Annotated in this window: 19 protein-coding genes and 1 other annotated feature; of the genes, 7 read left to right on the plus strand and 12 right to left on the minus strand. The window is 56.1% G+C overall.

Annotated features, from left to right (window positions below; genetic code table 11):
• Positions 1–799: 799 nt before the first annotated feature.
• The 3 genes from A1830_RS17230 to tal form a co-directional block, all read right to left on the minus strand.
• Positions 800–2,101: an MFS transporter gene (locus A1830_RS17230; RefSeq protein WP_067709122.1), complete on the minus strand. Its 1,302-nt coding sequence runs from the start codon at positions 2,099–2,101 to the stop codon at positions 800–802.
• Positions 2,102–2,229: 128 nt separating this feature from the next.
• A complete protein-coding gene (gene mog, locus A1830_RS17235) occupies positions 2,230–2,817 on the minus strand; it encodes a molybdopterin adenylyltransferase (protein WP_067709125.1) in 588 nt (195 codons plus the stop codon).
• Between the two features lie 134 nt (positions 2,818–2,951).
• Positions 2,952–3,905, minus strand: a complete 954-nt coding sequence (gene tal / locus A1830_RS17240; protein ID WP_067709128.1) for a transaldolase — start codon at positions 3,903–3,905, stop codon at positions 2,952–2,954.
• A gap of 244 nt (positions 3,906–4,149) precedes the next feature.
• On the opposite strand from tal, the gene yaaA reads away from it, so the two are divergent.
• From yaaA to A1830_RS17255, 3 genes are all read left to right on the plus strand, one after another.
• Complete coding sequence (gene yaaA / locus A1830_RS17245) at positions 4,150–4,926, plus strand: peroxide stress protein YaaA (RefSeq protein ID WP_067709130.1); 777 nt, start codon at positions 4,150–4,152, stop codon at positions 4,924–4,926.
• 166 nt (positions 4,927–5,092) lie between these two features.
• Positions 5,093–6,097 carry a CesT family type III secretion system chaperone gene (locus tag A1830_RS17250; RefSeq protein WP_067709135.1) on the plus strand — a complete coding sequence of 335 codons (1,005 nt, stop codon included), beginning with the start codon at positions 5,093–5,095 and terminating at the stop codon, positions 6,095–6,097.
• 11 nt (positions 6,098–6,108) lie between these two features.
• On the plus strand, positions 6,109–7,806 hold the full coding sequence (locus A1830_RS17255; RefSeq protein ID WP_067709138.1) for an Aim3 family protein: 1,698 nt from the start codon (positions 6,109–6,111) through the stop codon (positions 7,804–7,806).
• Positions 7,807–7,994: 188 nt separating this feature from the next.
• Here the strand turns inward: A1830_RS17255 and thrC are convergent, their stop codons facing one another.
• The 5 genes from thrC to A1830_RS17275 form a co-directional block, all read right to left on the minus strand.
• Positions 7,995–9,281, minus strand: a complete 1,287-nt coding sequence (gene thrC, locus A1830_RS17260; protein WP_067709140.1) for a threonine synthase — start codon at positions 9,279–9,281, stop codon at positions 7,995–7,997.
• A gap of 3 nt (positions 9,282–9,284) precedes the next feature.
• Positions 9,285–10,214 (minus strand): homoserine kinase, encoded by a 930-nt coding sequence (gene thrB / locus A1830_RS17265; RefSeq protein WP_067709142.1) that lies wholly within the window; start codon positions 10,212–10,214, stop codon positions 9,285–9,287.
• 2 nt (positions 10,215–10,216) lie between these two features.
• Entirely contained in the window at positions 10,217–12,679 is a 2,463-nt protein-coding gene (gene thrA / locus A1830_RS17270; RefSeq protein ID WP_067709145.1) for a bifunctional aspartate kinase/homoserine dehydrogenase I, read from the minus strand.
• Positions 12,680–12,702: 23 nt separating this feature from the next.
• Positions 12,703–12,824: a sequence feature (Thr leader region), on the minus strand.
• Positions 12,760–12,831: a thr operon leader peptide gene (gene thrL / locus A1830_RS24060; RefSeq protein ID WP_073981044.1), complete on the minus strand. Its 72-nt coding sequence runs from the start codon at positions 12,829–12,831 to the stop codon at positions 12,760–12,762. Its footprint overlaps the feature before it by 65 nt.
• A 192-nt stretch (positions 12,832–13,023) precedes the next feature.
• Positions 13,024–13,722 carry a tRNA/rRNA methyltransferase gene (locus tag A1830_RS17275; protein ID WP_067709185.1) on the minus strand — a complete coding sequence of 233 codons (699 nt, stop codon included), beginning with the start codon at positions 13,720–13,722 and terminating at the stop codon, positions 13,024–13,026.
• Positions 13,723–14,341: 619 nt separating this feature from the next.
• Between A1830_RS17275 and arcA the strand changes: the two genes are divergently transcribed.
• Positions 14,342–15,058 carry a two-component system response regulator ArcA gene (gene arcA, locus A1830_RS17280; RefSeq protein WP_067709147.1) on the plus strand — a complete coding sequence of 239 codons (717 nt, stop codon included), beginning with the start codon at positions 14,342–14,344 and terminating at the stop codon, positions 15,056–15,058.
• 57 nt (positions 15,059–15,115) lie between these two features.
• Here the strand turns inward: arcA and creA are convergent, their stop codons facing one another.
• A complete protein-coding gene (creA, locus tag A1830_RS17285) occupies positions 15,116–15,589 on the minus strand; it encodes a protein CreA (protein WP_067709149.1) in 474 nt (157 codons plus the stop codon).
• Positions 15,590–15,783: 194 nt separating this feature from the next.
• On the opposite strand from creA, the gene robA reads away from it, so the two are divergent.
• Positions 15,784–16,674 (plus strand): MDR efflux pump AcrAB transcriptional activator RobA, encoded by an 891-nt coding sequence (gene robA, locus A1830_RS17290; protein ID WP_067709151.1) that lies wholly within the window; start codon positions 15,784–15,786, stop codon positions 16,672–16,674.
• A 151-nt stretch (positions 16,675–16,825) separates the two neighbouring features.
• On the opposite strand, the gene gpmB is transcribed toward robA, so the two are convergent.
• A complete protein-coding gene (gpmB, locus tag A1830_RS17295) occupies positions 16,826–17,473 on the minus strand; it encodes a 2,3-diphosphoglycerate-dependent phosphoglycerate mutase GpmB (RefSeq protein WP_067709154.1) in 648 nt (215 codons plus the stop codon).
• Between the two features lie 50 nt (positions 17,474–17,523).
• On the opposite strand from gpmB, the gene yjjX reads away from it, so the two are divergent.
• Positions 17,524–18,075: an inosine/xanthosine triphosphatase gene (gene yjjX, locus A1830_RS17300; RefSeq protein WP_067709157.1), complete on the plus strand. Its 552-nt coding sequence runs from the start codon at positions 17,524–17,526 to the stop codon at positions 18,073–18,075.
• A gap of 60 nt (positions 18,076–18,135) precedes the next feature.
• Here the strand turns inward: yjjX and trpR are convergent, their stop codons facing one another.
• Positions 18,136–18,465 (minus strand): trp operon repressor, encoded by a 330-nt coding sequence (gene trpR, locus A1830_RS17305; RefSeq protein WP_067709159.1) that lies wholly within the window; start codon positions 18,463–18,465, stop codon positions 18,136–18,138.
• A gap of 53 nt (positions 18,466–18,518) precedes the next feature.
• The gene (sltY, locus tag A1830_RS17310) at positions 18,519–20,441 is read right to left on the minus strand and encodes a murein transglycosylase (protein ID WP_067709161.1); all 1,923 of its coding nucleotides are present in this window, start codon (positions 20,439–20,441) and stop codon (positions 18,519–18,521) included.
• Positions 20,442–20,995: 554 nt separating this feature from the next.
• Between sltY and A1830_RS17315 the strand changes: the two genes are divergently transcribed.
• Positions 20,996–24,991 carry a non-ribosomal peptide synthetase gene (locus A1830_RS17315; RefSeq protein WP_067709164.1) on the plus strand — a complete coding sequence of 1,332 codons (3,996 nt, stop codon included), beginning with the start codon at positions 20,996–20,998 and terminating at the stop codon, positions 24,989–24,991.
• Positions 24,992–25,001: the final 10 nt, after the last annotated feature.

Raw genomic sequence — 25,001 nt, forward strand, 5'->3', positions numbered from 1 at the left:
GGCCAGGCGAGGGCAGCAGGGATGCTGCACTCAGGGAGCGGCGGGCAGGGATGCCCGCTCGTGACCGGGCCGTCCGGCCTGGCGTCGGAGCCAAAGGCACCACGCGGAGCGTGGCGTGAGGACGCCCGGCAACCGCTGGGATTGTCCTCCGCCACCGCAGCTACGCCAGCCCAAACAACTAACCGGCAAACGCTGGGATTGTCCGCGAAATAACGGATATTGCGGCTTGCCAGCCACATAGCAGGGCGCTAATGGGTGGCACCAAAAATCGACGTTGTTAACTTAAAGCGGCTCAAAAGCCTGCGCACGAACAGCGCTTAACTGGAAATCGATCAGATAGCTGCGGTCAGATAAACGGGTTTACTGGAAGCCACTCAGAAGCCCGGGAGGGGGACAATCCCTGCGGTTGACGGGCATTCCGCAGCGCTGCGGCGCAGACGGAGGGCCAGGCGAGGGCAGCAGGGATGCTGCACTCAGGGAGCGGCGGGCAGGGATGCCCGCTCGTGACCGGGCCGTCCGGCCTGGCGTCGGAGTCAAAGGCACCAGGCAAAGCCTGTAGCTGCGACGTCCGGCAAACGCTGGGATTGTCCACCGACACCGCAGTTATGGCAGCCCAAGCAACTAACCGACAACCACCAGGATTATCCACCGAAACCGCAGCTATGGCAGCCCAAACAACTAACCGACAACCACCAGGATTGTCCTCCGCCACCGCAGCTACGGCAGCCCAAGCAACTAACCGGGCGGGCTCCCACCCACGCCAAAAGGCAACAATGCACTGACTCCCGGAATTGAACCTCTACAAATCGGCATGCACGACAGCATCGCGATAAGAAAGATCGCGGCTGAGATAAACCCCCAGCAGTAAACCCATGGCGGAAAGCGCCAGCACATAATAAGCCGGAGCCAGCGGCGTTATGGACATCATCAGCGTCACCAGAATCGGCGTTAACCCGCCAAAAAAGGCATATGCGACATTATAGGAAAACGAAATACCGGTAAAACGCACCTCTGCCGGAAATGCCCGCACCATCACATAAGGCACCGCCCCCACGACACCCACGCTGTAACCCACCAGTGCGTAACAGGCAAAAAGCCATTCAGGATAAGCAGCAGGAGCCTGATAAAAAATCCAGCTACACGCCGCTAACAGCAGGCTGCCGAAAATAAGGGTTTTGCTGGCGCCAAAGCGATCGGCGGCCAGGCCTGCGCTAATACATCCTGCTATCAGGGTAAGGGTCGCCAGACTGTTAGCCTGCAATGCCTCTGCCGCCGCAATGCCATAGCTTTTTTGCAGCCAGGTCGGCGTCATTAGAATCACCACGACCACGCCCGCCGAAAGCAGCCAGGTCAGCAACATACAGACAGCGACCTCTTTTTTATAATTCATCACCACGGCCTTTAATGGCAGCTCCGCCGCCAGCGCCTTACGTGCCTCAAGCTCCTTAAAGACCGGAGTTTCATGTAGCCAGCGACGCAGATAAAGCGCAACAAAACCGAAAAAGCCGCCGAGCAGGAAAGGAATGCGCCAGCCGCCCGCAACAATGCCTTCGATACCAAACGCCCGATTAATCAGCGTTGCCACCACCGAACCGACCAGGATCCCCGCGGTCAGCCCCGCCGTCAGCATGCCGCAGGCGAAGCCGGTACGCGTCTGCGGAACGTGCTCGGCAACAAACACCCAGGCCCCAGGCACTTCACCTCCCACCGCGGCGCCCTGCAACATCCGCAGCAGCAGCAACAAAATGGGTGCCGTTATGCCCAACGTCGCGTAGGTGGGCAACAATCCCATTGCTAACGTTGGCAGCGCCATCAACAGGATACTGAGACTGAACATTTTTTTGCGCCCGCGACTGTCGCCAAAATGGGCCATCACAATGCCACCCAGCGGACGCGCCAGATAGCCCGCGGCGAAAATAGCAAAAGTTTGCAGCTGGCGGAGCCAGTCGGGAATATCGGGGGGGAAGAAAAGATCGCCTATCACTGAGGCGAAAAAGACGAAAATAATGAAATCATAAAACTCCAGCGCGCCGCCCAGCGCGGCCAGAGTCAGTGTTTTGTAATCCCGCCGATTCAGGCGGCCCAGGCTTTGAGGAGGCATAAATATTAGCGAACATCCAGAAGTAGAGGGGAAAATGTAAGGTAATGGCTGGAAAGCTAACCTTACTATACCGTCCATTTCCCGCTACGCCAGCTGCCCTGGAGTTTATGCCTGAATCAGATTATTTTTTAGCTGTTTGTCCCACGTCGGGCGCTTTTGGGGCGAAATGCTGCTACCACCGCCGGATGGGTATCGACCCACGGCCCTTCCAGCAGTTGAATACAGTAGGGAACGCTGGCAAACAGGCCCTGCACCTTCACCGTCCCATCAGACGCTTTTACCCCCTCTAGCGTCTCTTTAATAGACTTAGGCTGGCCCGGCAAATTCACAATCAGCGACTGCTTACGAATAACCGCCACCTGCCGTGACAGAATGGCCGTCGGGACGAAGTTGAGGCTGATCTGCCGCATCTGCTCACCAAAGCCCGGCATCTCCCGGTCTGCTACCGCCAGCGTGGCATCCGGGGTCACGTCCCGTCGCGCTGGCCCGGTTCCGCCCGTGGTAAGTACCAGATGGCAAAATCGCTCATCCACCAGCTCACAGAGGGTCTGTTCGATCATCGACTGTTCATCGGGCACAAGGCGCTTTTCAATGCTAAAAGGTGTGCTCAGAGCCTGCGTCAGCCAGGCCTCCAGCGCGGGCAGCCCCTCATCCTGATAGATGCCGTTTGCGGCGCGATCGGAAACCGAGATCAATCCTATACGTAGTGTGTTCATCGTGTTGTCACCGTAATGCCCACGGCGTAAAGCGCGGACGCAGGTTAAAGTTCGTTTGCGGGAAGAATAAACATTGCGGGGCGGGAAGTACAGCCGGGGGAAAACGCGGCCAGGTGAGTGGCCGCGAGCATGCATTACAGCAGATCGGCAATCATTTTATCCAGCTTGCCCTGGTCAAGCGCAAAGTTGCGGATGCCCTGAGCCAGTTTATCAACCGCCATCGGATCCTGATTGTGCTGCCACAGGAACTCGGATTCCGTCATTTTTGCCGGACGCGCTTTCACTTCGCCGCTGTACGAGAGTTTACGCTCCAGTGTCCCTTCGCTCTCAGCCAGCTCTTTCAGCAGGCCCGGAGAGATAGTCAGGCGGTCACAGCCTGCCAGCTCGGTGATCTCACCGATATTACGGAAGCTGGCACCCATAACTACGGTTTCGTAGCCATGCTGCTTGTAGTATTCGTAGATTTCAGTCACTGAAATGACGCCAGGGTCTTCGTTCGCCGCATACTCTTTCTTGTCGGTATTGGCTTTGTACCAGTCCAGAATGCGACCCACAAATGGCGAAATCAGATAGGCACCGGCTTCGGCACAGGCACGCGCCTGAGCAAAGGAGAACAGCAGGGTCAGGTTACAGTTAATACCCTCCTTTTCCAGGATCTCCGCGGCGCGGATACCCTGCCAGGTTGAAGCCAGCTTAATCAGGATACGGTCATTGCCGATCCCGGCATCGTTATAAAGCTTGATCAGCGTACGTGCCTTATTGATGCTGCCTTCAGTGTCGTAGGACAGGCGTGCATCAACTTCGGTAGAGATACGGCCGGGAACCAGCTTCAGGATCTCCAGACCAATATTCACATTCAGCTTATCTGCCGCATGCTGGATCTGCTCATCCTTGTTGCTGCTGCGATCGCGTGCCCAGCTTACTGCATCATCAATCAGCCTGCGGTACTCGGGAATTTGCGCCGCGCTGAGGATCAGCGAGGGGTTGGTGGTAGCATCCTGTGGCTTGTACAGCTTCATCGCCGCAATGTCGCCGGTATCGGCAACAACGGTAGTCAGTTGACGCAGGGAGCTCAGTTTGTCCGTCATGATTGTCATTCTCGTCAGAGTAGCGTTATCGGGATGTTAATCGTGTTTACGTCGATCATATCACGCGTACCAGGCCATGCAAGGTAAGGTTTCCGTCAGGCCACGTAGTGCTAAAAGTGTTAATAAGAAGGGTAAGAGGCGAGACGGCTATGGCAGTGATTTGCGCTTTCTCGTCGCTTTTTTGCTAAAGTAGCGGTCTCGTTTATTTCGCCCGGTCAGGGCAGTTTCACATAAGGATACAGGCATGTTGATGGTTATCTCTCCGGCTAAGACGCTGGATTTTGAAAGCCCACTGGCTACCCGTCGTTTTACCCAACCTGCCCTGCTGGATGATTCACAAAAACTGATCGAAATAGCCCGCCAGCTGACGCCCGCACAGATCGGCACGCTGATGAGCATCAGCGACAAGCTGGCCCACCTCAACGCCGAACGCTTCAACGACTGGCACCCGCCTTTCAGCCCCGACAATGCCCGTCAGGCGATTCTGGCCTTTAAAGGCGATGTGTATACCGGGTTGCAGGCCGAAACCTTTCATGAAAAGGATTTCGATTTTGCCCAGCAGCATTTGCGTATGCTCTCCGGGCTGTACGGCGTGCTGCGACCCCTGGATCTGATGCAGCCCTACCGTCTGGAAATGGGCATCAAGCTGGAAAACCTGGCCGGGAAAGATCTCTACACCTTTTGGGGCGACCGACTGACCGACGCGCTGAATGCCGCGCTGGCCGAACAGGGCGACGATATCCTGATTAATCTGGCCTCGGACGAATATTTCAGGGCGGTGAAACCTAAAAAACTGGCGGGTCGCATCATTAAACCGGTCTTTCTTGATGAGAAAAATGGCAGGTTTAAGGTCATCAGCTTTTACGCTAAGAAAGCACGCGGGCTGATGAGCCGCTACATCATCCAGCATCGTCTGAGCCAGCCGGAGCAGCTTAAAAAATTCGATGTCGATGGCTACTTCTTCGCAGCGGAAGAGAGCAATGACAGCGATCTGGTCTTTAAGCGCCGCGAGAATCCATAACCTTAAATGATGCGTAAGCGGCTTTTGCGAGTCTAAAGCCGTATTTTCTTCCCCCTTCCCTGCCTCTCCATACCCTTTAGTTATAACCGGTGACAGAAACCGAACGCGCGATCCTTTATTGCCCACCCAAGGCCTGTTGCAGCAAATCAGCCATCGGGAGGTAGGTATGGATCAGCACGCACTGCGCAAAAACCTAAGCGATCGGGTCTGGCAGGCCACGCATCTTCAGCCGGATAATACTCAGGCCACGTTCGACAATCCTGTACCGGCCGCCGCGAAGCCCTGGCTCTGCGCGGCGGCAAAACACCTCGGCGTCAAAAAAGCCGATCGGCAGCAGTTTGCTGCCTCCGGACGCCTGAGGCTGGATGCGCTGGACGTGGTAGCCATTTGCCAGCGGGAAGCCCCCGTGCCCCTGTGGCTGGTGGTTGGCTTCCTGCAACCCCCTGCTGCACTCCATCCCGAGGTTTGGCAGGAGGCGCTGCTCAGAGCGAGCGATGTCGCCATGGGTCTGAGCGGCATCGCCCTTTCGCTGGATGAGAAGGGCCAGACACGGCTAACACTGCGGCTGTCTTTTGATATATGGCAGGACGCAGAAGCCCTGGCAGAGAGATTAAACGACCTCCATTCGCTGGCCTCAAGCCTGACAGACTTACTGCTCTCTGCCGCAGGCGAGCAGCCGCCCTCCACGAGCACCCGCGATGTTGCACCCGTTGAAGATTGGGTGACAGAGTGGCGGCAAACAGCGTCGTTGCGACTGGATGAGCTTGCCGAACAGGCCATCAGCCATCGCTGGCATTATTCGCTGCTGCATCAGGCCCTCACCCTGCTTGACCTCCCCCCCTCCCGCTATCGGCTGGAGGGCTGTTGCTGCATCCTGAACTTCCCTGAAAGGCCGTTCACCGTGCTTGCCGATGGCGATCGACGCCACCTTCTGATCTCAACGCCCCTGTCGCTGGATTTCACACCCGGCTCCGCGCAGCAACGCCTGTTGCAGGCTAACAGCGAGCTAATGGTACTGACCAACTGCTCGCTGGCGCTGTGCGGTGAGAAGCTGTGCCTGGTCTGCCGCTGGGACACTCTGGGGCTGGACGGTTCCGATCTCGCCAGCTGGCTTGCCGACCTTATGACGCTCAGCGTCGCCATTGACCGTCGCGAACAAACCGCAGCCTGAATCGGAGCATAATGATGAACGATACCATCCGGCCGGCTTCCGGCCAGTATGAAATGACCAGACTGGGCGGGCGCGGCGATGAAGAGAGCGGGCCGCGCCCCGATGATGCCCCGGGACGCGCAGCCCGGGCAGCCGCCAGCGCGGGGCAGTTTTTCTCAACGCTCAGTGAGGGTGCCTGGGGTGGCACAAAAACGGGCGGGGGCAAACTATGGGACGGCACCAAAGCCCTTGGCAGCATGACGCTTAGCGGCGCGAAATCGGGGGGAAACAAGGTCCTGGATGGCAGCAAAACTCTTGGCAATATGACGCTGAACGTAGCCAAATCGGGGGGAAGCAAGATTCTGGAAAGTAGCAAAACCGCAGGTAAGCTGGGGTGGCAGGGCGCAAAGTTTGCCGGTAAAGCAGGGTGGCAGGAGACGGCAGCTTCCGCCGCCGATTTAGGGAAATTTACGCTGGCTCCCCTGCAAAACAAAGCCTGGGGGGCGCTAAGTGGTCATGCCCTCCAGCAAATGATCACCTGCGGGCTGCCGACAATGGCCCGTGAAGAAGCCTTTATTGAGGCCTATAACCAGCTGCTCCCCCACCTGGTGGAAAAACACCCCACCGCCGCCGTGACTCTACAGGCCGTTATCTCTCTTGCCAACGTTGCCCTGCAGCATCATCTTCGTGAGCCTCGTCTTATGCGTCAGACGGAGCCGGACGCGCAGCCTCAGTCTGGTTCCATACAGCCCGGCGAGGTGGCCGTGCGCGGTCAGTTTGGCCTCAGTCCAGACCAGGCCAACGTGATAAAACGCGACAAACCCGCTGAATGGGCTCGCCTGAGTCAGCAAACGGTAAAAGATTCAAAGCGCGTTTCCGGTCAGCAGGTTATGGCTGAAGTGCTGAATGTGGGCATGTCGCTGGCGGGCGTACTCAGCGGGAATCCAGCCCTGACGGCGCGCGTAATGAGTACCCAGTTGCGCAACGTTATCTATGCGGGAGCCAGGGAGTCGTTGCAGGCGACGGGAAGCCTGGTGGCCTCACGTAAAGGCACGCCAGGCTATGGCGTTAATGACGACAATATGAGTACCAATGCGGCCTGGTATACGTTAAACACGCTGGCAATGGGAATGCTACAGGATGGGCTGATCCAGAAGGCACTACCAAAAGGCTACAGCGTTTCCGGCCCGGAAATCCGCGATGCGGCAGGCCAGCGCCTGACCGGTAAAGCGCTGCATGAAATGGGCGCTATCGTTTCGGCTCTGCGATCGGCCTGTAACGCCTTTATCGAAACCGGTGATGCTTTTCTCGGCAAGCACTACGACAGCAAGCAGGTGGGTGACACGCAGAAATTCGCCCCTTCCCTGCCGATGAAGGATTACGCCCGTCTGCTCGATCACTCCATCGCCCGGCTGAGCTGGAATAATTTTGCCAACAGCAGCACGCTGGCCTCGCAACAGATACTGGCGGCGATAACGAAAGGCCATACCTCCCCGGTACTCTCCAGCCTGTTCAACAACGCCGGGACCGCGGCCGCCTTTGGCCTGACCTATAAAATGGTGAACCAGATTTATCAGGCGCACAGTAAGGTTCGCGGGGCTATTGCAGCAGCACCCGCAGAATCACCGGCACCCCCATCGACAACAGCAGCACCCGCAGAATCACCGGCACCGGTTAGCACCCGTGATCCCCAGGCCAGCATAATTACTGATATCGCAAGCCGCCAGTAACACCCGGCCAGCGCAACCCGCCGAGGCCGGACTGCGTTCGTCTGATGGCACGCCGGGAAAGGGGGAACAGGGAACTCGGGGTGGGGGATGAAGAGGAGGAAAGGAGGAAAGGAGAAGAGAGTTAATCAAAAAGGCCCTTACCGGAGTAAGGGCCACAGCAAAAAGCCGCATGAGTGGGGCCGCAGGCTTTATTTATGCAGCAGGAATTCGCGTAGCGCGGAGAAGTCCGCCGCCATCTTGTGGGACAGCAGCGGCAGTGCGGCCCGTTCGGCCAGCGCCTCTGGCAGCGGCAGCTTACGCTCGAGTACCGCTTCCACGCTTTCGATAAACTTAGCCGGATGCGCCGTGCTCAGGAACAAACCGTACTCCCCTTCCTGCAGCTGATCGCGCAGCAGGCGATATGCAATCGCGGCATGAGGTTCAGAGATATAGCCCAGTTCCGCCAGCTCGCGCATGGTTGCCTTAGTGGTTTCATCATCCACCGCACCATAGCCGAGGTCGGTCAGACGCCAGGTTTTACGGCGGAAGATCTCCTCGACGCGCGGCCAGTTGTTAGGCTGGCTGACATCCATGGCGTTAGACAGCGTGGAAACGGTCAGGTTAGGCTGCCACTCGCCGCCGGTCAGGAAGCGCGGAACGGTGTCGTTGGCGTTGGTCGCGGCAATAAAGCGCTTCACCGGCAGACCCAGGGATTTCGCCAGCAGGCCCGCCGTCAGGTCGCCAAAGTTGCCGCTTGGCACAGAGATAACCAGCTGATTACGTTTTTCCTGCGGCAGCTGAGCGACCGCCTCAAAGTAGTAACAAATCTGTGCCAGCAGACGGCTGATATTGATGGAGTTGGCCGAGTTAAGGCCAATGGCTTTGCGCAGCGGCTCATCATCAAATGCCTGCTTAACCAGCGACTGACAGACATCGAAATCACCGTCGATGGCGATGGTCTGGATGTTGCCGCCCAGGGTACAAAACAGCTTCTCCTGTAGCGGGCTGATTTTGCCCTGAGGGTAGAGGATCACCACGCGAACGTTTTCCATGCCGTAGAAAGCATGGGCAACGGCGGCGCCGGTGTCGCCCGAGGTGGCGGTAAGAATGGTGATTTTTTCATCCGTTCCGCTCACATATGAGAGCATCTGCGCCATAAAGCGGCCGCCGAAGTCTTTAAACGCCAGCGTTGGGCCGTGAAACAGCTCCAGCGAAGCGATATCGTCGGTGACCTTTGCCACCGGTGCAGGAAAGGCAAAGGCGGTTGCCAGGCGCTCTTTTAGCTGATGCGCGGGGATCTCATCGCCAATAAAGGCCGACAGGATTTTGCTGCTGCGGGTAACGAAATCCATCTCCAGCATCTCGTCGATATCGGTCAGCTCAAACTCAGGCAGTTCAAGCGGGAAAAAAAGCCCCTGCTGCTTGCCCAGGCCCTGCCTGACCGCCTGTGAAAAGCTTACCTGCTCGTTATGGTCCTTAAGATTATAGAGTTTCATACGTTATCCCAGTTTACGTGCGCCTGCCGTATCAATACGACAGATATGAACGAAGCCTTCATCATTTTGCAGATAGTGCTGGCTGAGCCAGTCAGCCATACACTGAGCCGTTTCCAGCTGGTTGCTGACGGCAAACAGCGTGGGGCCGGAACCGGAAATGCCACACGCCAGTGCGCCAATATTCTTAAGTTCCTGCCGCGCCAGGGCAAAGCCTGGTAACAGTTTAGTGCGGTAAGGCTCGGCTATCACGTCACACATCAGCTTCGCTGCCAGTTCCGGCTGCTGGGTGTGACAGGCATGAACGAAGCCCCCCAGATAACGGCCGTGTTGAATAATATCCTCTTTGCGATACTGCGCGGGAAGAATCGCCCGCGCTTCTGCGGTCGAGACCTTAATGCCGGGGTAGGCCATCACCCACAGCCAGTCGTCAAAGCTCGGTACTGGCTGGCTGATGATGCCGTTTGCTTCCAGCATCAGCTGGATACCGCCAAGAAAGCAGGGCGCGACGTTGTCATAATGGACGCTGCCGGATATACGCCCTTCCAGCTCCCCCATCAGCGCCAGCAGTTCAGTATCGCCAAGCGGTTTGCCACAGTGTTCATTCATTGCCACCAGGCCGGCGACCACCGAGCAGGCGCTGGATCCCAGACCTGAACCGATAGGCATATTTTTTTCCAGCGTCATCCTGACCGGCACCCGCCTGCCAATGGCCTCACAGAAGCGATCCCAGCAGTGCCAGACGATGTTGTCCTGCGGATCGGCGGGCAGCTTGCTGACAAAACGGCCCCCATTGTGCAGGCTGAACTCACTGGCTGCCTCCACGCTCACGCAGTCGCCCAGCAGCGTACCATCAATTGGCGAAACCGCCGCACCCAGCACGTCGAAGCCCACGCTGACGTTGCCGATTGAGGCCGGGGCATAAATTTTAACCATCGTTAAACTCCTAACTTCCATGACAGGGTACGCAGCAGATCGGCAAACACGCCGGCGGCCGTGACATCGTTACCCGCGCCGTATCCGCGCAGCACTAGCGGAATAGGCTGATAATAGCGGCTATAAAAGGCCAGCGCATTCTCGCCATTTTTTACCTTATACAGCGGGTCGTTACCGTCGACGGCGTCAATTTTTACCCGGCAGCGCCCCCCTTCTTCAATGGCCCCCACGAAGCGCAGGACCTTATTCTCATCGCGTGCCGCCGCGACGCGCGCAGTAAAGGCGTCATCCAGCTCCGGCAAACGCGCCATAAATGCGTCTGCATCTGCCAGCGAGGTAAGGGATGCTGGCAATATGGCTTCAATTTCAATATCGCTCAGCTCCAGCTGGTATCCCGCCTCGCGGGCGAGGATCAGCAGCTTACGCGCCACGTCCATGCCTGACAGATCGTCACGCGGATCCGGTTCGGTAAAGCCCAGCTCACGCGCCATTTTCGTCGCGGCAGAGAGGGAGACGCCCTCATCCAGCTTGCCGAAAATAAACGACAGGGAACCGGAAAGAATACCGGAAAAGCGAATCAGCTCATCCCCGGCATTCAGCAGGTTTTGCAGGTTTTCAATGACCGGCAGGCCCGCGCCCACGTTGGTGTCATACAGGAATTTACGGCGCGATTTAGCCGCTGCCGCGCGCATCTGCTGATAATAATTCCATGATGAGGTGTTGGCCTTTTTATTCGGCGTCACCACGTGGAAACCCTCGCCCAGGAAGTCGGCGTACTGGTCGGCTACCGCCTGGCTTGAGGTACAGTCGACGATCACCGGATTCAGCAGATGATACTCTTTCACCAGACGGATCAGACGCCCGAGGTTAAACGGCTCCTTCGCCTCCTTGAGTGCATCCTGCCAGTTATCCAGCGGGATGCCGTGTACGTTGGTCAGCAGCGCGCTGGAGTTGGCGATACCGCACACCCGCAGGTCGATATGCTTATTTTTAAGCCAGGCCTGCTGACGGTGCAGCTGTTCGATCAGCGCGGCACCCACCCCCCCCACGCCAACAACAAACACTTCAATTACCTGATCGGTAGCAAACAGCATTTGATGCACGACGCGAACGCCGGTAGTCGCATCGTCATTGTTGACCACGACGGAGATAGAGCGTTCTGACGATCCCTGAGCAATGGCGATAATATTGATATTCGCGCGGGCCAGCGCAGAGAAAAATTTGGCGGAAATCCCGCGCAGGGTACGCATGCCATCACCCACCACCGAAATCACCGCCAGCTTTTCCATCACGTCCAGCGGCTCCAGCAGGCCATCCTTCAGCTCAAGATAAAACTCCTCCTCCAGCACCCGACGCGCACGAGCCTGGTCGCTTTGCGGTACGCAGAAACTGATGCTGTATTCTGATGAGGATTGGGTGATCAGCACCACGGAGATGCCGCTGCGCGACATGGTGGCAAAGACTCGGGCGGCCATACCGACCATACCCTTCATGCCCGGGCCGGAGATGTTGAACATCGCCATATTATTAAGGTTAGTGATGCCCTTCACTGGATTTTCATCATCAGTGCCGTCGCCGCCAATCAGCGTGCCGGGCGCCTGTGGATTAGCGGTATTTTTTATCAGGCAGGGAATATGAAACTGGGCAATCGGGGCGATGGTGCGCGGGTGCAACACTTTTGCGCCGAAGTAGGAAAGCTCCATCGCTTCCCGGTATGACATTGATTTCAGCAGCCGGGCATCGGGAACCTGGCGCGGATCGCAGGTATAAACGCCGTCGACATCCGTCCAGATTTCACAGCAGTCGGCGCGCAGACAGGCGGCCAGTACGGCCGCAGAGTAATCCGAACCGTTACGTCCCAGCACCACCAGCTCGCCTTTGTCGTTACCGGCGGTGAACCCTGCCATCAGGATCATATTTTCAGGTGGGATCTGGCTGGCGGCAATCCGGCGGGTCGATTCCGCGATATCTACGGTTGATTCAAGATAGTGCCCCACGGCCAGTAGTTTCTCGACCGGATCGATAACGCTAACACCGTAACCGCGCGCCTGAAGCAAAGCGGCCATAATGGCTATCGACAGCTTTTCACCCCGGCAGATAATGGCCGCGTTGACGCTGTCCGGGCACTGCCCCAGCAGGCTGATGCCGTGCAATACCTGCTTCAGCTGTGCAAATTCCTGTGCGACCAGGCGGGTAACGCCCTCGTCATCGAAGCCGGGCTGTGATTTGGCCAGACCCTCGATTAGCGCGGCGAAAATGCCTTCCGCGTCGCTCATATTCGGTAGCGTATCCTGACCGCCGATGGTTTTTTCGATCATCGCGACCAGATGATTCGTGATCTTCGCTGGCGCGGACAATACGGTGGCAACCTGTCCCTGCTTCGCATTACTTTCCAGAATATCAGCCACGCGCAGAAACCGTTCCGCGTTGGCTACTGAGGTTCCACCGAATTTCAGCACTCGCATTCTAACTCTCCTGAATTTTTGCCGAAAAAAAAGCCCGCACTGTTTAGGTGCGGGCTTGTTTTTATTTTTTCCTGTATGCGTCAGCCCGCACCGTTACTCGTGGTAATGGTGGTGGTAATAATGATTGTTGTCATCAGGCTGTGGTTACGCATTATAGATTTATCATCTGTCTGTTTATAAAATCTGTCGGCTTTCAGAAGTAAAGCAATCGCCCTGCTAAGTCAATTTTTTTATCTTTCCCTCATCCCGGACAACGAGAGGAGGCCACAGGGATTTACCCCAGGCTCAGCGCTTATCTTTCAACCCGTACGGAAAAAGCAGCAGCACCTTCTGGTAATGCAAAATTAATCAGCGTTTTTATCTGTAAGATTTTTTTCAATGTCATGCAGCAGACGATGCAGCATGGCACTGTCGCGCTGGGCCAGCAGGCCAAGGCGCTGCGTCAGCCAGTCGGCAAGCTTGCGATCGTCGCTCACCGCCAGCCGCTCAAGCAGCGCGTCACAGCGCTGCCGCAGCGCCGCCAGCTGATGCACGTCCGCCGCGATCTCTGGCCGGGCGCTGACCTGACGCAGCGTGGAAAGCTGGTAGCAGTAAACCATAACCGCCTGGCCCAGGTTTAAAGAGGGATAATCTGCCGCCATCGGAATACCGGTCAGCACATCGACCAGCGCCAGCTCTTCGTTGGTCAGGCCGGTATCCTCGCGTCCAAACACCAGCGCCATGCTGTTAACCCACTGCTGCTTCTCCTCAAGCAGCGGCAGCAGCTGCTGAGGCGTGGCGTAATAGTGGAATCGTGCGCGGCTTCGGGCCGTTGTCGCCACGCTAAAGTCGATGTCATGCAGCGCAGCCGCCAGCGAATCCCAGTGGGTGGCATTATCCAGAATATCTCCCGCACCGTGGGCCACCCTGCGCGCCGCGGAGTCCAGATGCGCCTCGCTATTAACAATACGCAGCGTATCAAAACCCATCGTTTTCATGGCGCGCGCCGCGGCGCCAACGTTCTCAGCCCGGGCCGGGGAAACAAGGATCAGAGGGAAATGCATAATGGCCTTAATTTTCATCCAACAGGAATAGCAGTGTGACAGGATCGCATAAAAATAAAAGGTGATGATAAATAACAAGCCAACAACATCCGCAGGCATGTGCGAGAGGGAGCAAACTCAGTTCTGCCTTGAATTAGTTCCACTCTTATATATAAATCCACGTTAGCAGGTATTAAATTCTTATAAATCAAAGCAATAGCAAATGTTAAAACGTCATTGAGCCAGGCTGATGCTACCGCCGCCGATATCAGGAAAAAACAGGCATAATTGTGAGCTAAGCTGGCATTCTGCTAAGAGTTTTTCACAAAAGGGTTAACGTGCTACACTTGGTTTGATATAAGTCAACTAAGCGTTGTTTTATTACATATTGTTAGTGGCCAGTACTGTTATGTTACTGTTAATGCAGTTAGGATATACGCCTTTTCAGACCCCGCTACGGCAGGTTCTGACATCTTACTGGGGCAGCGGAACCGGTCGATGCTGATGAGGATGAGTATATCCTGCACATCATTCTGTACAGCTGAGGTTACGCATCGGATAGCGTGAGTGCGACATCCAGATCGGTGTAACTGCTGTATGCCCTGTTTCGATTTTGTTGGCAATTTTAGGTAGCGAACACATGCAGACCCCGCACATACTTATCGTTGAAGACGAATTAGTTACTCGTAATACTCTCAAAAGTATTTTTGAGGCCGAAGGCTACATGGTTCATGAAGCTACGGATGGTGCTGAAATGCACCACATACTGACCGAGAACGACATCAACCTGGTGATTATGGATATCAATCTCCCAGGGAAAAATGGCCTGCTGTTAGCGCGTGAACTGCGCGAACAGGCTAACGTGGCACTGATGTTCCTGACCGGAAGGGATAACGAAGTCGATAAAATCCTTGGTCTGGAAATTGGTGCGGATGACTACATCACCAAACCGTTTAACCCTCGTGAGCTGACCATACGCGCCCGCAACCTGCTATCGCGTACCATGAATCTTGCGCCGCAGAGTGAAGAGCGCAAACTGGTCGAAAGCTACCGCTTTAACGGCTGGGAGCTGGACATTAACAGCCGCTCACTGGTGGGCCCGCAGGGAGAGCAGTATAAGCTGCCGCGCAGTGAATTCCGCGCCATGCTGCACTTCTGCGAAAACCCGGGCAAAATCCAGACCCGCGCTGATCTACTGAAGAAAATGACCGGCCGCGAGCTGAAGCCTCACGATCGTACCGTTGACGTCACCATTCGTCGTATTCGTAAGCACTTCGAATCCACGCCGGATACGCCAGAAATTATTGCCACCATCCACGGTGAAGGCTATCGTTTCTGCGGCGATCTTCAGGACTGAATCCCCCCTTTTAGCGATGAACAGGGCCGGTTATCCGGCCCTTTTTTTTGTTGCAGATCATTTGTTCCACGGCATAATAGGCACGGCGCTCAGGGCATTTTTAGGTGAACCATTTACGATTTTGTCGGAATAGCTCAGATAAATCAGGGTATTACGCTTTTTGTCATAAAAGCGCACCACCTGTAATTTTTTGAACACCAGCGACGTACGTTTACGAAACACCACCTCGCCCTCAGCTTTATTCTGGGCAATGCTGTCACTGAGTTCTACGGGCCCCACCTGCTGACAGGAAATGGCCGCGTCTGAGGTATCTTCCGCCAGCCCCAGCCCGCCCTTAATGCCCCCGGTTTTAGCCCGGCTGATATAACAGGTTACATTTTTTACATCGGGGTCATCGAAAGCTTCGACCACGATTTTATGATCCGGGCCTAATATCTTAAACACCGTATCCACTGACCCGACTTCTTCCGCCTGTGCGGCGAAGGAGGAAAAAATCACAGACGTGATAATTAACAATTTTTTCATTGTCATAACGTTACCATTGCGTTGAAAATAGATGACATTGTAAGTTATCAGCTCAGGCTATTACCTGCCCGGGACAGCCCACAAAACCTGACGCGCTCTGGTATAGCACATCCGCAGCGATTAACAACGCATAGCGCGTCAACAGCGGCATAACGCATCATTTCTTTAGTACTACTCCGAACCAGGATGAGGACGTTTATATGGATCAGGCCGGTATCATTCGCGATTTGCTCGTCTGGCTTGAAAGCCACCTTGATCAGCCACTGTCGCTGGACAATGTTGCAGCTAAGGCAGGCTATTCGAAATGGCATCTGCAAAGAATGTTCAAGGAAGTTACCGATCACGCTATTGGTGCGTATATCCGGGCACGGCGTCTGTCAAAAGCCGCAGTTGCCCTGCGGCTGACCAGTCGGCCAATCCTGGATATTGCCCTCCAGTACCGCTTTGACTCCCAGCAGACATTCACTCGCGCATTTAAAAAGCAGTTTAACCAGACCCCAGCCTGGTATCGCCGTTCAGCAGACTGGAACGCTTTCGGCCTCCGCCCGCCTATCCGGCTGGGCGACTTTGCCCTGCCTGAGGCCGCTTTCGTTACCCTGCCGGACATCGAACTTATCGGCCAGACGCAAAGCTATACCTGTACGCTGGAGCAAATTTCCTTCTACCGTGACGAAATGCGCGTGCACTTCTGGCGTCAGTTCCTGGCCGAAACGGATATGGTGCCGCCGGTCCTGTACGGGCTACATAGGGTACGTCCGAGTATTGATAAGGATGACGAGCAGGAGATCTTCTATACCACGGCGGTGCCGTCAGACAAGCTGTCGCAGCCGCTACAGTCTACGCAGAAGGTTCAGCTGGAAGCAGGGGAATATGTGCAGTTTACCTATGACGGCCCGCGTAGCAATCTACAGGAGTTTATCCTGTTAATTTACGGCACCTGTATGCCTACGCTACAGCTGACCCGCCGACACGGGCAGGATATCGAACGCTTCTATACCCACGGCGGGAAGAAGCTGTCAGAACCGCCCAAAAATATACGCTGTGAATACTTAATTCCTATCCGTTCGCGCACTGAAACCCAAACGACATAGCATAAGGGCGAAATAATTCGCCCTGTTATCTTTGACCGCACGCCATTAATCAGCGCTGTAATTCATTCAGCGCACGCCATCAATCAGCGCTGTAATTCATTCAGCGCACGCCATAAATCAGCGCTGTAATTCATCCAGCGCGGGCTATCGATCAGCGCTGTAACTCATCCAGCGCGGGCGCATCCAGGTGTGAAATATCCCCTGCGGTTTCCACAATCCAGCCCGATGCCAGCCAGTCGCTTTGCTGATGATCGACACGTGAGATTGAACAGTTACGCAGCCTCAGCCGACGCTCCGCATGCGCGGGCAGCCCGAGGATCGTGCTGACCAGCACGCCGAGTGCCATACCGTGACTGACCAGCAGGGGGCGACTGCCGGCGGGCAGTTCAAGACAGGCATTAAGCGCGTCATGCATTCGAGCCGCCATCTCCGCCATAGATTCCCCCTGGGGGATACGGCCATTTACGGTGCCGTTGACCAGCGCTTTGCGCCAGCCCTCCTCCTCTTCCGTCAGATGGTCGATAGGGCGCTGCTCCAGTACGCCCATATTTAGCTCACGCAGGCGTGGATCGAGCGTAACGTCGCAGCCGCAGGCGTGGGCAATAATTTCAGCGGTGCGCTGAGTACGGCCTAAATCGCTGGCGATAACATGGGTGATGCCGACGTGTTTGACGCGCTCGCCCACCTGGCGGGCCTGATACTCTCCCTTATCCGTCAGCGCGCTGTCTGACTGTCCCTGAATGCGGCGCGCCGCATTCCATAGCGTTTCTCCGTGACGAACAAGATAAACCTGTAGCATGCTATTTTCCGTTATACTGCAAAAAAATTACGTAAAGGGTTCAATCAATTATGTACCATGTTGTCGCCGCTACCATTAATCCAGCAAAAATTAAGGCAATTTCTCAGGCATTCAGCGATATCTACGGTGAAGGATCCTGCCATATTGAAGGGGTAGAGGTCGACAGCGGCGTGGCTGCCCAGCCGCTTACAAATGCTGAAACGAGAACTGGCGCACGTCATCGCGTGATGAATGCCCGCCAGGTCAGACCTGAAGCCGATTTTTGGGTCGCTATTGAGGCCGGAATAGAAGACGACAGCGCTTTCGCGTGGATGGTGATTGAAAACCATAAGCTTCGTGGCGAATCGCGTTCAGCCAGCTTTACCCTGCCAGCAGTGGTACTGAAAGGCATTGCGCAGGGTCGCGAACTGGGTGAGGAGATGGCCCGTCTGACGGGTATTGATAATATCAAACAAAAAGGCGGCGCGATTGGCGCTTTTACCGCCGGACTGCTGAGCAGAACCAGCGTCTACCATCAGGCGCTGATTCTGGCATTATGCCCTTTTCATAACGACGTCTATCAAATGAAGCCCGCCGACGATGCCGATTCAGAGCTAATCTGAAAATGCCGATTCAGAGCTAATCTGAAAATGCCGATTCAGAGCTCATCTGAAGATGTCGATTCAGAGCTTATCTGAGTCTGATAGCAGTTCTGCCTCCAGCCAGCCCTTCAGCGCGGGGGGCGCGCTTTTCAGGCTGTTAGATCCCCGCGTTATCGTCGCGATACCGACGCCCAGATCGTTTTTCAACTCACGCTGGCTCAGTTCACCCCGCATCAGCTCTTCAATAATGCGCAGGCGCGTGCCGAGTGACTCACGCTCGTCGGGCGTCAGCATCAGCTGCAGAAGCGGCAAATGCAGATTTTGGTTGAAGGCGCGCTGTAGCAGCGCGACGAAACGCTGCCACTCTTCGTTATGTGGCTCCGCCGTAACGGGAACAGAAGAATCGGTCATGTCAGGCCCATACTCATAAACTAGTACAGCAGCATAACATACCCCTTTACAGATCAGTAGCGCCGCTGCCACTCCGCGTCCGACAGGATTTTATCGGGCTTGCTCATCAAATGCCGATAGTAAGCATCGTAGGCCAGCACATTTTTGACATAACCCCGGGTTTCAGAAAAGGGTATCGTCTCAATAAATGCTACCGCATCCAGCCGCCCTGCACTGTTCCCCAGCCAGGTTCTGACGCGGGACGGGCCTGCATTATAGGCCGCCGAAGAAAATATCCGGTTCTCACCAAACTGTTGATACACCGACTCCAGATACTGCATGCCGATCTGAATACTGGTTTCAGGATCCAGCAGCTGGCTGCTGTTGCTGTAGCCGGGCAGGCTGTAGCTTTTCACCGTATGCTGTGCGGTCGCGGGCATAACCTGCATCAGACCGGCGGCGCCGACCGGGGAGTGTGCCTTAGGATTCCACGCGCTCTCCTGGCGGGCAATCGCCATTGCATAGCTGATGGGTAGCGCTTTGCCGACCCCATAGCGCTGGAACTGCTCCTGATAAGCCAGCGGGAAACGCTCCTGTAAGCTGTTCCACAGCTTGCCGGTAATGGTCGCCTGAACGCTCAGATCCCACCAGTTTTGCTCGCGCGCAAAGCGGGCCAGCTGCTGCTGCTGGCCGCTGTTTTTGCTGGCCACCAGATAGCTCCACTCCATTCGGGCCAGGTTATCCATTCCCCAGTACATCAGCTCCCTTACGCGGGAAATTTCTGTTCCAGTGGTCAGGGCAGCGTCCGGTGAGGCGGCCTGATCAATCTGCAGCGGGTAGGTTTCACCCAGCCTTTGCGCGGCCACCATCGGATAGAATCCGCGCGCCTTCATCAGTCCATGCAGGATTGTTTCCGCTTCTTCTTTCCGCCCCTGCTCCAGCAGCAGATCGGCCTGCCAGTACTGCCACTCATCTTTTTGCTTCGCTTCCAGCGGCAGGCGGGCAATCCAGGTATTCATACCGCGTCGGTCGTTATTGCCCAGCGACATTCTGACTCGCCGCTCAATCAGGGAGGTAGACTCGCTGCGCATCACCACATTGTCCCGCCAGCGAGCCTGCTCAGAGGTGATGTCATTACCCATCAGACGCCAGGCAACCGCCTCGTTGAGATCCTGCTCATCGCTCTCGCTCATTTTTTGCAGGCGCACCAGCGAGGGGATCATCGCCCGGGCGTTTTCAGCATCCTCACGCGCTACGCGTGCAAAGGCAATGGCCGTCGCCTGGCGGGTAAAGTCAGTGGGTCCCACCGTCCGGGCAAAACTTTCCACGCTGGCAGGATTATTTTGCAGATCCATAACGGCGTTCGCCATGGTCTGATAATCGCCAGGCAGCTGCTTCGCCAGGGCGTTCACCAGGCTGGTATTACCCTCTTTCATCGCCAGGCGGATGCGCGCCAGGGTGGTAATCGGCGTTTGCTCGCCGGCGGCCTGCCAGGCGCTAAAAAGTTTGTCGCAGGCGGAGGGCAACGAGGTTCCCCGCAGCCAGATAGATTTCGCCCCCTGCCAGGCCACCTGCTGCTGGCCTGTCGCCCATTTGGCGTAGTACCAGTTACAGCGCGCCGCTACCGGCTTTGGCTCGTCGGGACTGAACACCAGCAGGCCTCGCCAGTCCTGACGATAGGCCAGCTCGTTGATAAAGCGGGCGGAGAGCGAACGCACCGGCGGCAGCGTGGGATATTTTTTGATAAACGCCTCGACGACGAAGCCGCTTTGCTGGTCCAGGTTCTGCGTCAGTTCACGGTACTCCAGATAGGGATAGAGCGGATAATCGCGCAGCGTTGGCATCAGCTCCGCCACTCTGTCCATCTGTTTGCTGTCCCAGGCCTGCTTAATTTGCTGGTAGCGGCTGCGCTGCGCATCCAGCGAATCCGCCTGTGCCATGCCGGTAATAGCGGTTAAACAGGCGCCTACTATCCAAAACTTCCATTTGTCGACCATGACTTTCCTCACGTTTACGCCTCTCTTTGTCCTGAACACTGAATCGCTCCCTTCATGCTAACCAGGCTGGAGCCGTCCCGCTATGTAATGCAGAAAAATTTACGCTACTCATTTCTGCGGGCGTCTGGTGTACCAGGTGCAGAAGGGGTCAGTTCAGGAAGGACTGGTCCTTCTGACTGCAAGATCCCCCCGTCGTGCGGACGGAGAACTGCCTAAATTGTCCCGGATATTTCATTGGATAAAATCGCACTTATAGATGAATTAAAACAATAAAAGTTAATTATCAGGGATAATTAAATTACCATCTCTTAATAAAACGCCAATCTCTAAATAAAAACAAACACTAATCGCAGATGAAAAAAATAAACCACATTTAAGATAAGGTTTTTAGATATTAAGATTACTATCTCAAGACAAAAGTTATAATACCTAAAAGTAATTAAAATAAACGCATAACGAAATACCTTTAAATGTGTATTATAGTTTCCAGGTATTTATATACTGGCCTGCCGGTAACCGTTTTTATTTTACTATCCTTAAATGGAGGTTCGCTTATGTCTTACTATCCTTTAACTTCCGTGCAGCAGGCTGTATGGTTGGACCAGCTGCTTACATCCGATACGCCCTGCTACAATATCGGTGCCCGGTGGCTTATTGAGGGCAAGCTGGATATCCCATTATTATGTAAAGCAATAATGGAGGTAGCAGAACAGCATGATGCGTTACAAATCACGCTTAAGGAAAGTGAAAGCGACGTTACCCAAACCTTTATTCGTAATGACGCCTCTTATCTGGAATACCATGACGTCAGTCAGGATGATAATCCTGAAGAGGTAGCACGGTCGCTCACGCAGGCAACGTTTATTAAACCCTTTTCTCTTTATAACCAACGCCTCTGGCGAACGAGTTTAATTAAAACGAATACCACAGAATTTATATGGTCTATTAACAGCCATCACATAATAGCGGATGGCACGTCGGTATCTCTGCTAAGCAAAAAAATTATCGCCCGCTATAAGGCGCTGCTAAGGGGGGACCCCTCTTGCGCAGATGATTCAAAAAATTACGCGCAATTTATTATTGAAGATGGCGCCTATCTCACCTCCTCCCGCTACGCACGTGACCGTGAATGGTGGCTGACTCGCTTTAACAATGCCCCACCCTCGCTGCTGGAACGCCGCAGCGGCTTTGAGGAAAACAACGCCTGGCCGAGCGCGCAGATTACCCGGCGACTCACCCTGGCACGTTATCAGCAGTTGACGGAGTATGCACACCGGTATGGCGCCTCGCCGATGCACTTTCTCAGTGCGCTGATCGCCTGCTGGTTTTCGCGCCAGTGGCAAACGGAGGCGGTGACGCTCGGCGTGCCGGTGCATAACCGCGCCAGGCACAAACAGACGCTGGGTATGTTCTCCTCCATGATCCCGGTAAGACTGGATACCAACACCGCTAATCCTTTTTCTACGCTGGTAAAGCAGGTCGCAGGCGAACTGCGGCGCAGCTATCGCCATCAGCGTTTTCCGATCGCTGAGCTTAATCGCGAACTGCGACTGAGTCAGCAGGGGCGGCGCCAGCTGTACGATTTGAGCTTTTCACTGGAAACCTTTCCCACCGACATCGAGCTGAACGGTAGCCCACTTAAGGTCGAGGCCTTACAACACGGCTACGAGCAGACGCCGCTGGCCGTTTATCTGCGCCACTACCACCCCGGTGACGATCCGGTGCTGGAGTGCAACGCTAACGAGGCCTGGTTCAGCCGGGACGAAGGTGAGCGTATTGCCGACCGTCTGCTGCACCTGATCGCGGCGATACTGGATGCCCCGCCGGAGCAGCCCATGGCGCTGCTGCCCCTGCTGCTGCCGTCGGAGCAGCACAGTATCCTAAATCTGTGGAACGATACCGCGCAGCCGTGGCACTTTCCCCAGGGTATTCACCGCTATTTTGAACGCCAGGTGGCACTGACGCCGCAGGCTGTGGCGCTTTGTGGAGACGTGGATACGCTAAGCTACGCCGCGCTCAACCAACGCGCCAACCAGCTGGCCGAATACCTGCGCGACGGCGGGATTAAGGCAGACGATCGCGTCGCGCTGTGCGTCGAGCGAAGTGCAGAAATGGTGGTGGCGCTGCTGGCTATTCTGAAGTCAGGTGGCGCTTACGTCCCGCTCGACCCCGATTATCCGGCGGATCGCCTCCAGCATATGCTGACCGACTGTGGCGCAAAATGTCTGCTGATCGACGATGCCGGACAACGGGCGCTAAGCGGTCTGTTGGATGGCAGCCTGAAGACGCTGCATGTGCAGAGAGACAGACAGAACTGGCGGGGAAGATCGGTGACCAACCTGCCCGATATCCTGCCGGATACGCAGCGATCGCTGGCCTATGTTATCTATACTTCCGGCTCGACCGGCAAGCCAAAGGGCGTGATGAACGAGCATCTGGCGGTCATGAACCGGCTGCTATGGATGCAGGAAACCTATCGCCTGACGTCGCAAGATACCGTGCTACAGAAGACCCCTTTTAGCTTTGACGTCTCGGTGTGGGAGTTTTTCTGGCCGCTGATGGCGGGTGCCCGCCTGGCCATCGCCAAACCGGGCGGCCACCAGGATCCGGCGTATCTGAGCGACATTATTTCCCGGTGCAGGGTGACTACGCTGCATTTTGTCCCCTCCATGCTCCAGCTGTTTCTGCGTCACGGCGTGATGTCAGAGTGCGCCCGACTGCAACGCGTCTTCTGTAGCGGGGAAGCGCTGCCGCTGGCTGCCGTTAAGCGCTTTCATCATCAGCTGCCGCTGGCTGAGCTACACAATTTGTACGGGCCAACCGAGGCGGCGGTTGACGTCTCCTTCTGGCACTGCCGGTCAGACGATCCCCGCCCGCGGGTACCAATAGGAAAACCGGTGGCCAATACCCGCCTCTATATTCTGGATGCCCGGCTACAGCCCGTACCGCCGGGCGTCAGCGGTGAGCTGCATATTGGCGGTATCCAGGTCGCACGGGGTTACCTGAACCGCGAAGCGCTCAGCCGGGAACGCTTTATCCCCGATCCGTTTAGCGACGCCGCCGGGGCAAGACTCTATAAAACCGGCGACCTGGCACGCTGGCTGGAGGATGGCAGTATTGAGTACCTGGGACGCAATGATTTTCAGGTGAAAATTCACGGGCTGCGCATCGAACTGGGCGAGATCGAGCAGGCGCTGCGCGGCTGTCAGGGCGTTGACGATGCGGTGGTGCTGGCCTGTGACGATCGCCAGGGCGACAAGCGCCTGGTGGCCTGGGTGGCCACGACGGAAGCGGCGAATGCAGGCCAGTGGCGGGAGCAACTGAGCCGCTCGCTACCGAGCTTTATGATCCCGGCCTGCATTGTTCCGCTGGCAGCGCTGCCGCTTTCACCCAACGGCAAGCTGGATCGCCGGGCGCTTCCCCCGCCCACGCTCGCGGGTGCGGAGAAAAAAGTTTATCAGCCCGCCGTCACCGAACAGGAGCGCATCCTCGCGGTGCACTGGGCCGATCTGCTGGAGGTGCCCGCTCCCGGCCTTGACGATGATTTCTTTGAGCTGGGCGGCCACTCTTTGCATGGCATACAGCTGATGATGCGTCTTAAGCGTCAGGGGCTGAAGATAGATATGAAAGCGCTTTACGCCCATACCACCCTGCGCGCGCAGGCTGCTTTCCTGGCGCGGAACGGGCAGGATCCGGAAGCCTGCGGCATCAGCGCCGATAACTACGCACCGCAGCCCGCACCGCCTTTAGCGGGCTTTAGCCTGTTGCAGCCGCTGAATCAGCATCGGGCGAAGGATACCCTGTGGACGGTGCATCCCGCAGCCGTCGGCTGCGAGATTTATCAGGATTTGGCTACGCGCCTTGAGGGAGAGATGAACGTCACCGGGGTAAGCAACTACAACCTGTTTAACCGGCCACATATTCCCACCCTGGCCGCACTGGCCAGTTACTATCTACAGCATATTCAGCAGCAGGGGCTGCCCGTCGATCGTCCGGTAAACCTGCTTGGCTGGTCGCTGGGCGGCCTGATTGCGCTGGAGATGGCCGTGCAGCTGGAACAGCTCGGCTATCGCCATATTCACGTCTGCCTGCTGGATACGCTTTATCGCTGCGATGTACATCAGCAGATTGCGCCCGGTATGCTGGCGACCTTACTTTCGGCCATCGGTCTGGACGAGGTGGCGGTGAAACGCGCGATTCAGGCGGAAGAGACTGAGTTAAACATGAATGCTCAGGCACTTAGCGGCCCCCTCAACGCCACCCGCGTTACGCTGTTTAAAGCCACCCAGTTTGTCGATCTCAGCGAATCGGGAACGGCGGATGGCAGTAAGGTTCTGGCACTCAGCGATAACGGTCTGGGCCAGGTCTGCCCTCATCTACGGGTCATCCCGCTGGCGGAAAACCATCACTCGATGATTCACCGCCACGACGTGATTATCCCTGCATTGCTCGGAACGCTGCCGCAAAGCATCACCGTTCCGACTAACGCGGTGGCGCGGAAAGGCAGCCCGACGCTGGCGCTTTCCGGCAGTGAAAAACGACAAAGCTGACCGGGGCGCT

The sequence above is a fragment of the Erwinia sp. ErVv1 genome (genome assembly GCF_900068895.1).
GTDB lineage: Bacteria > Pseudomonadota > Gammaproteobacteria > Enterobacterales > Enterobacteriaceae > Erwinia.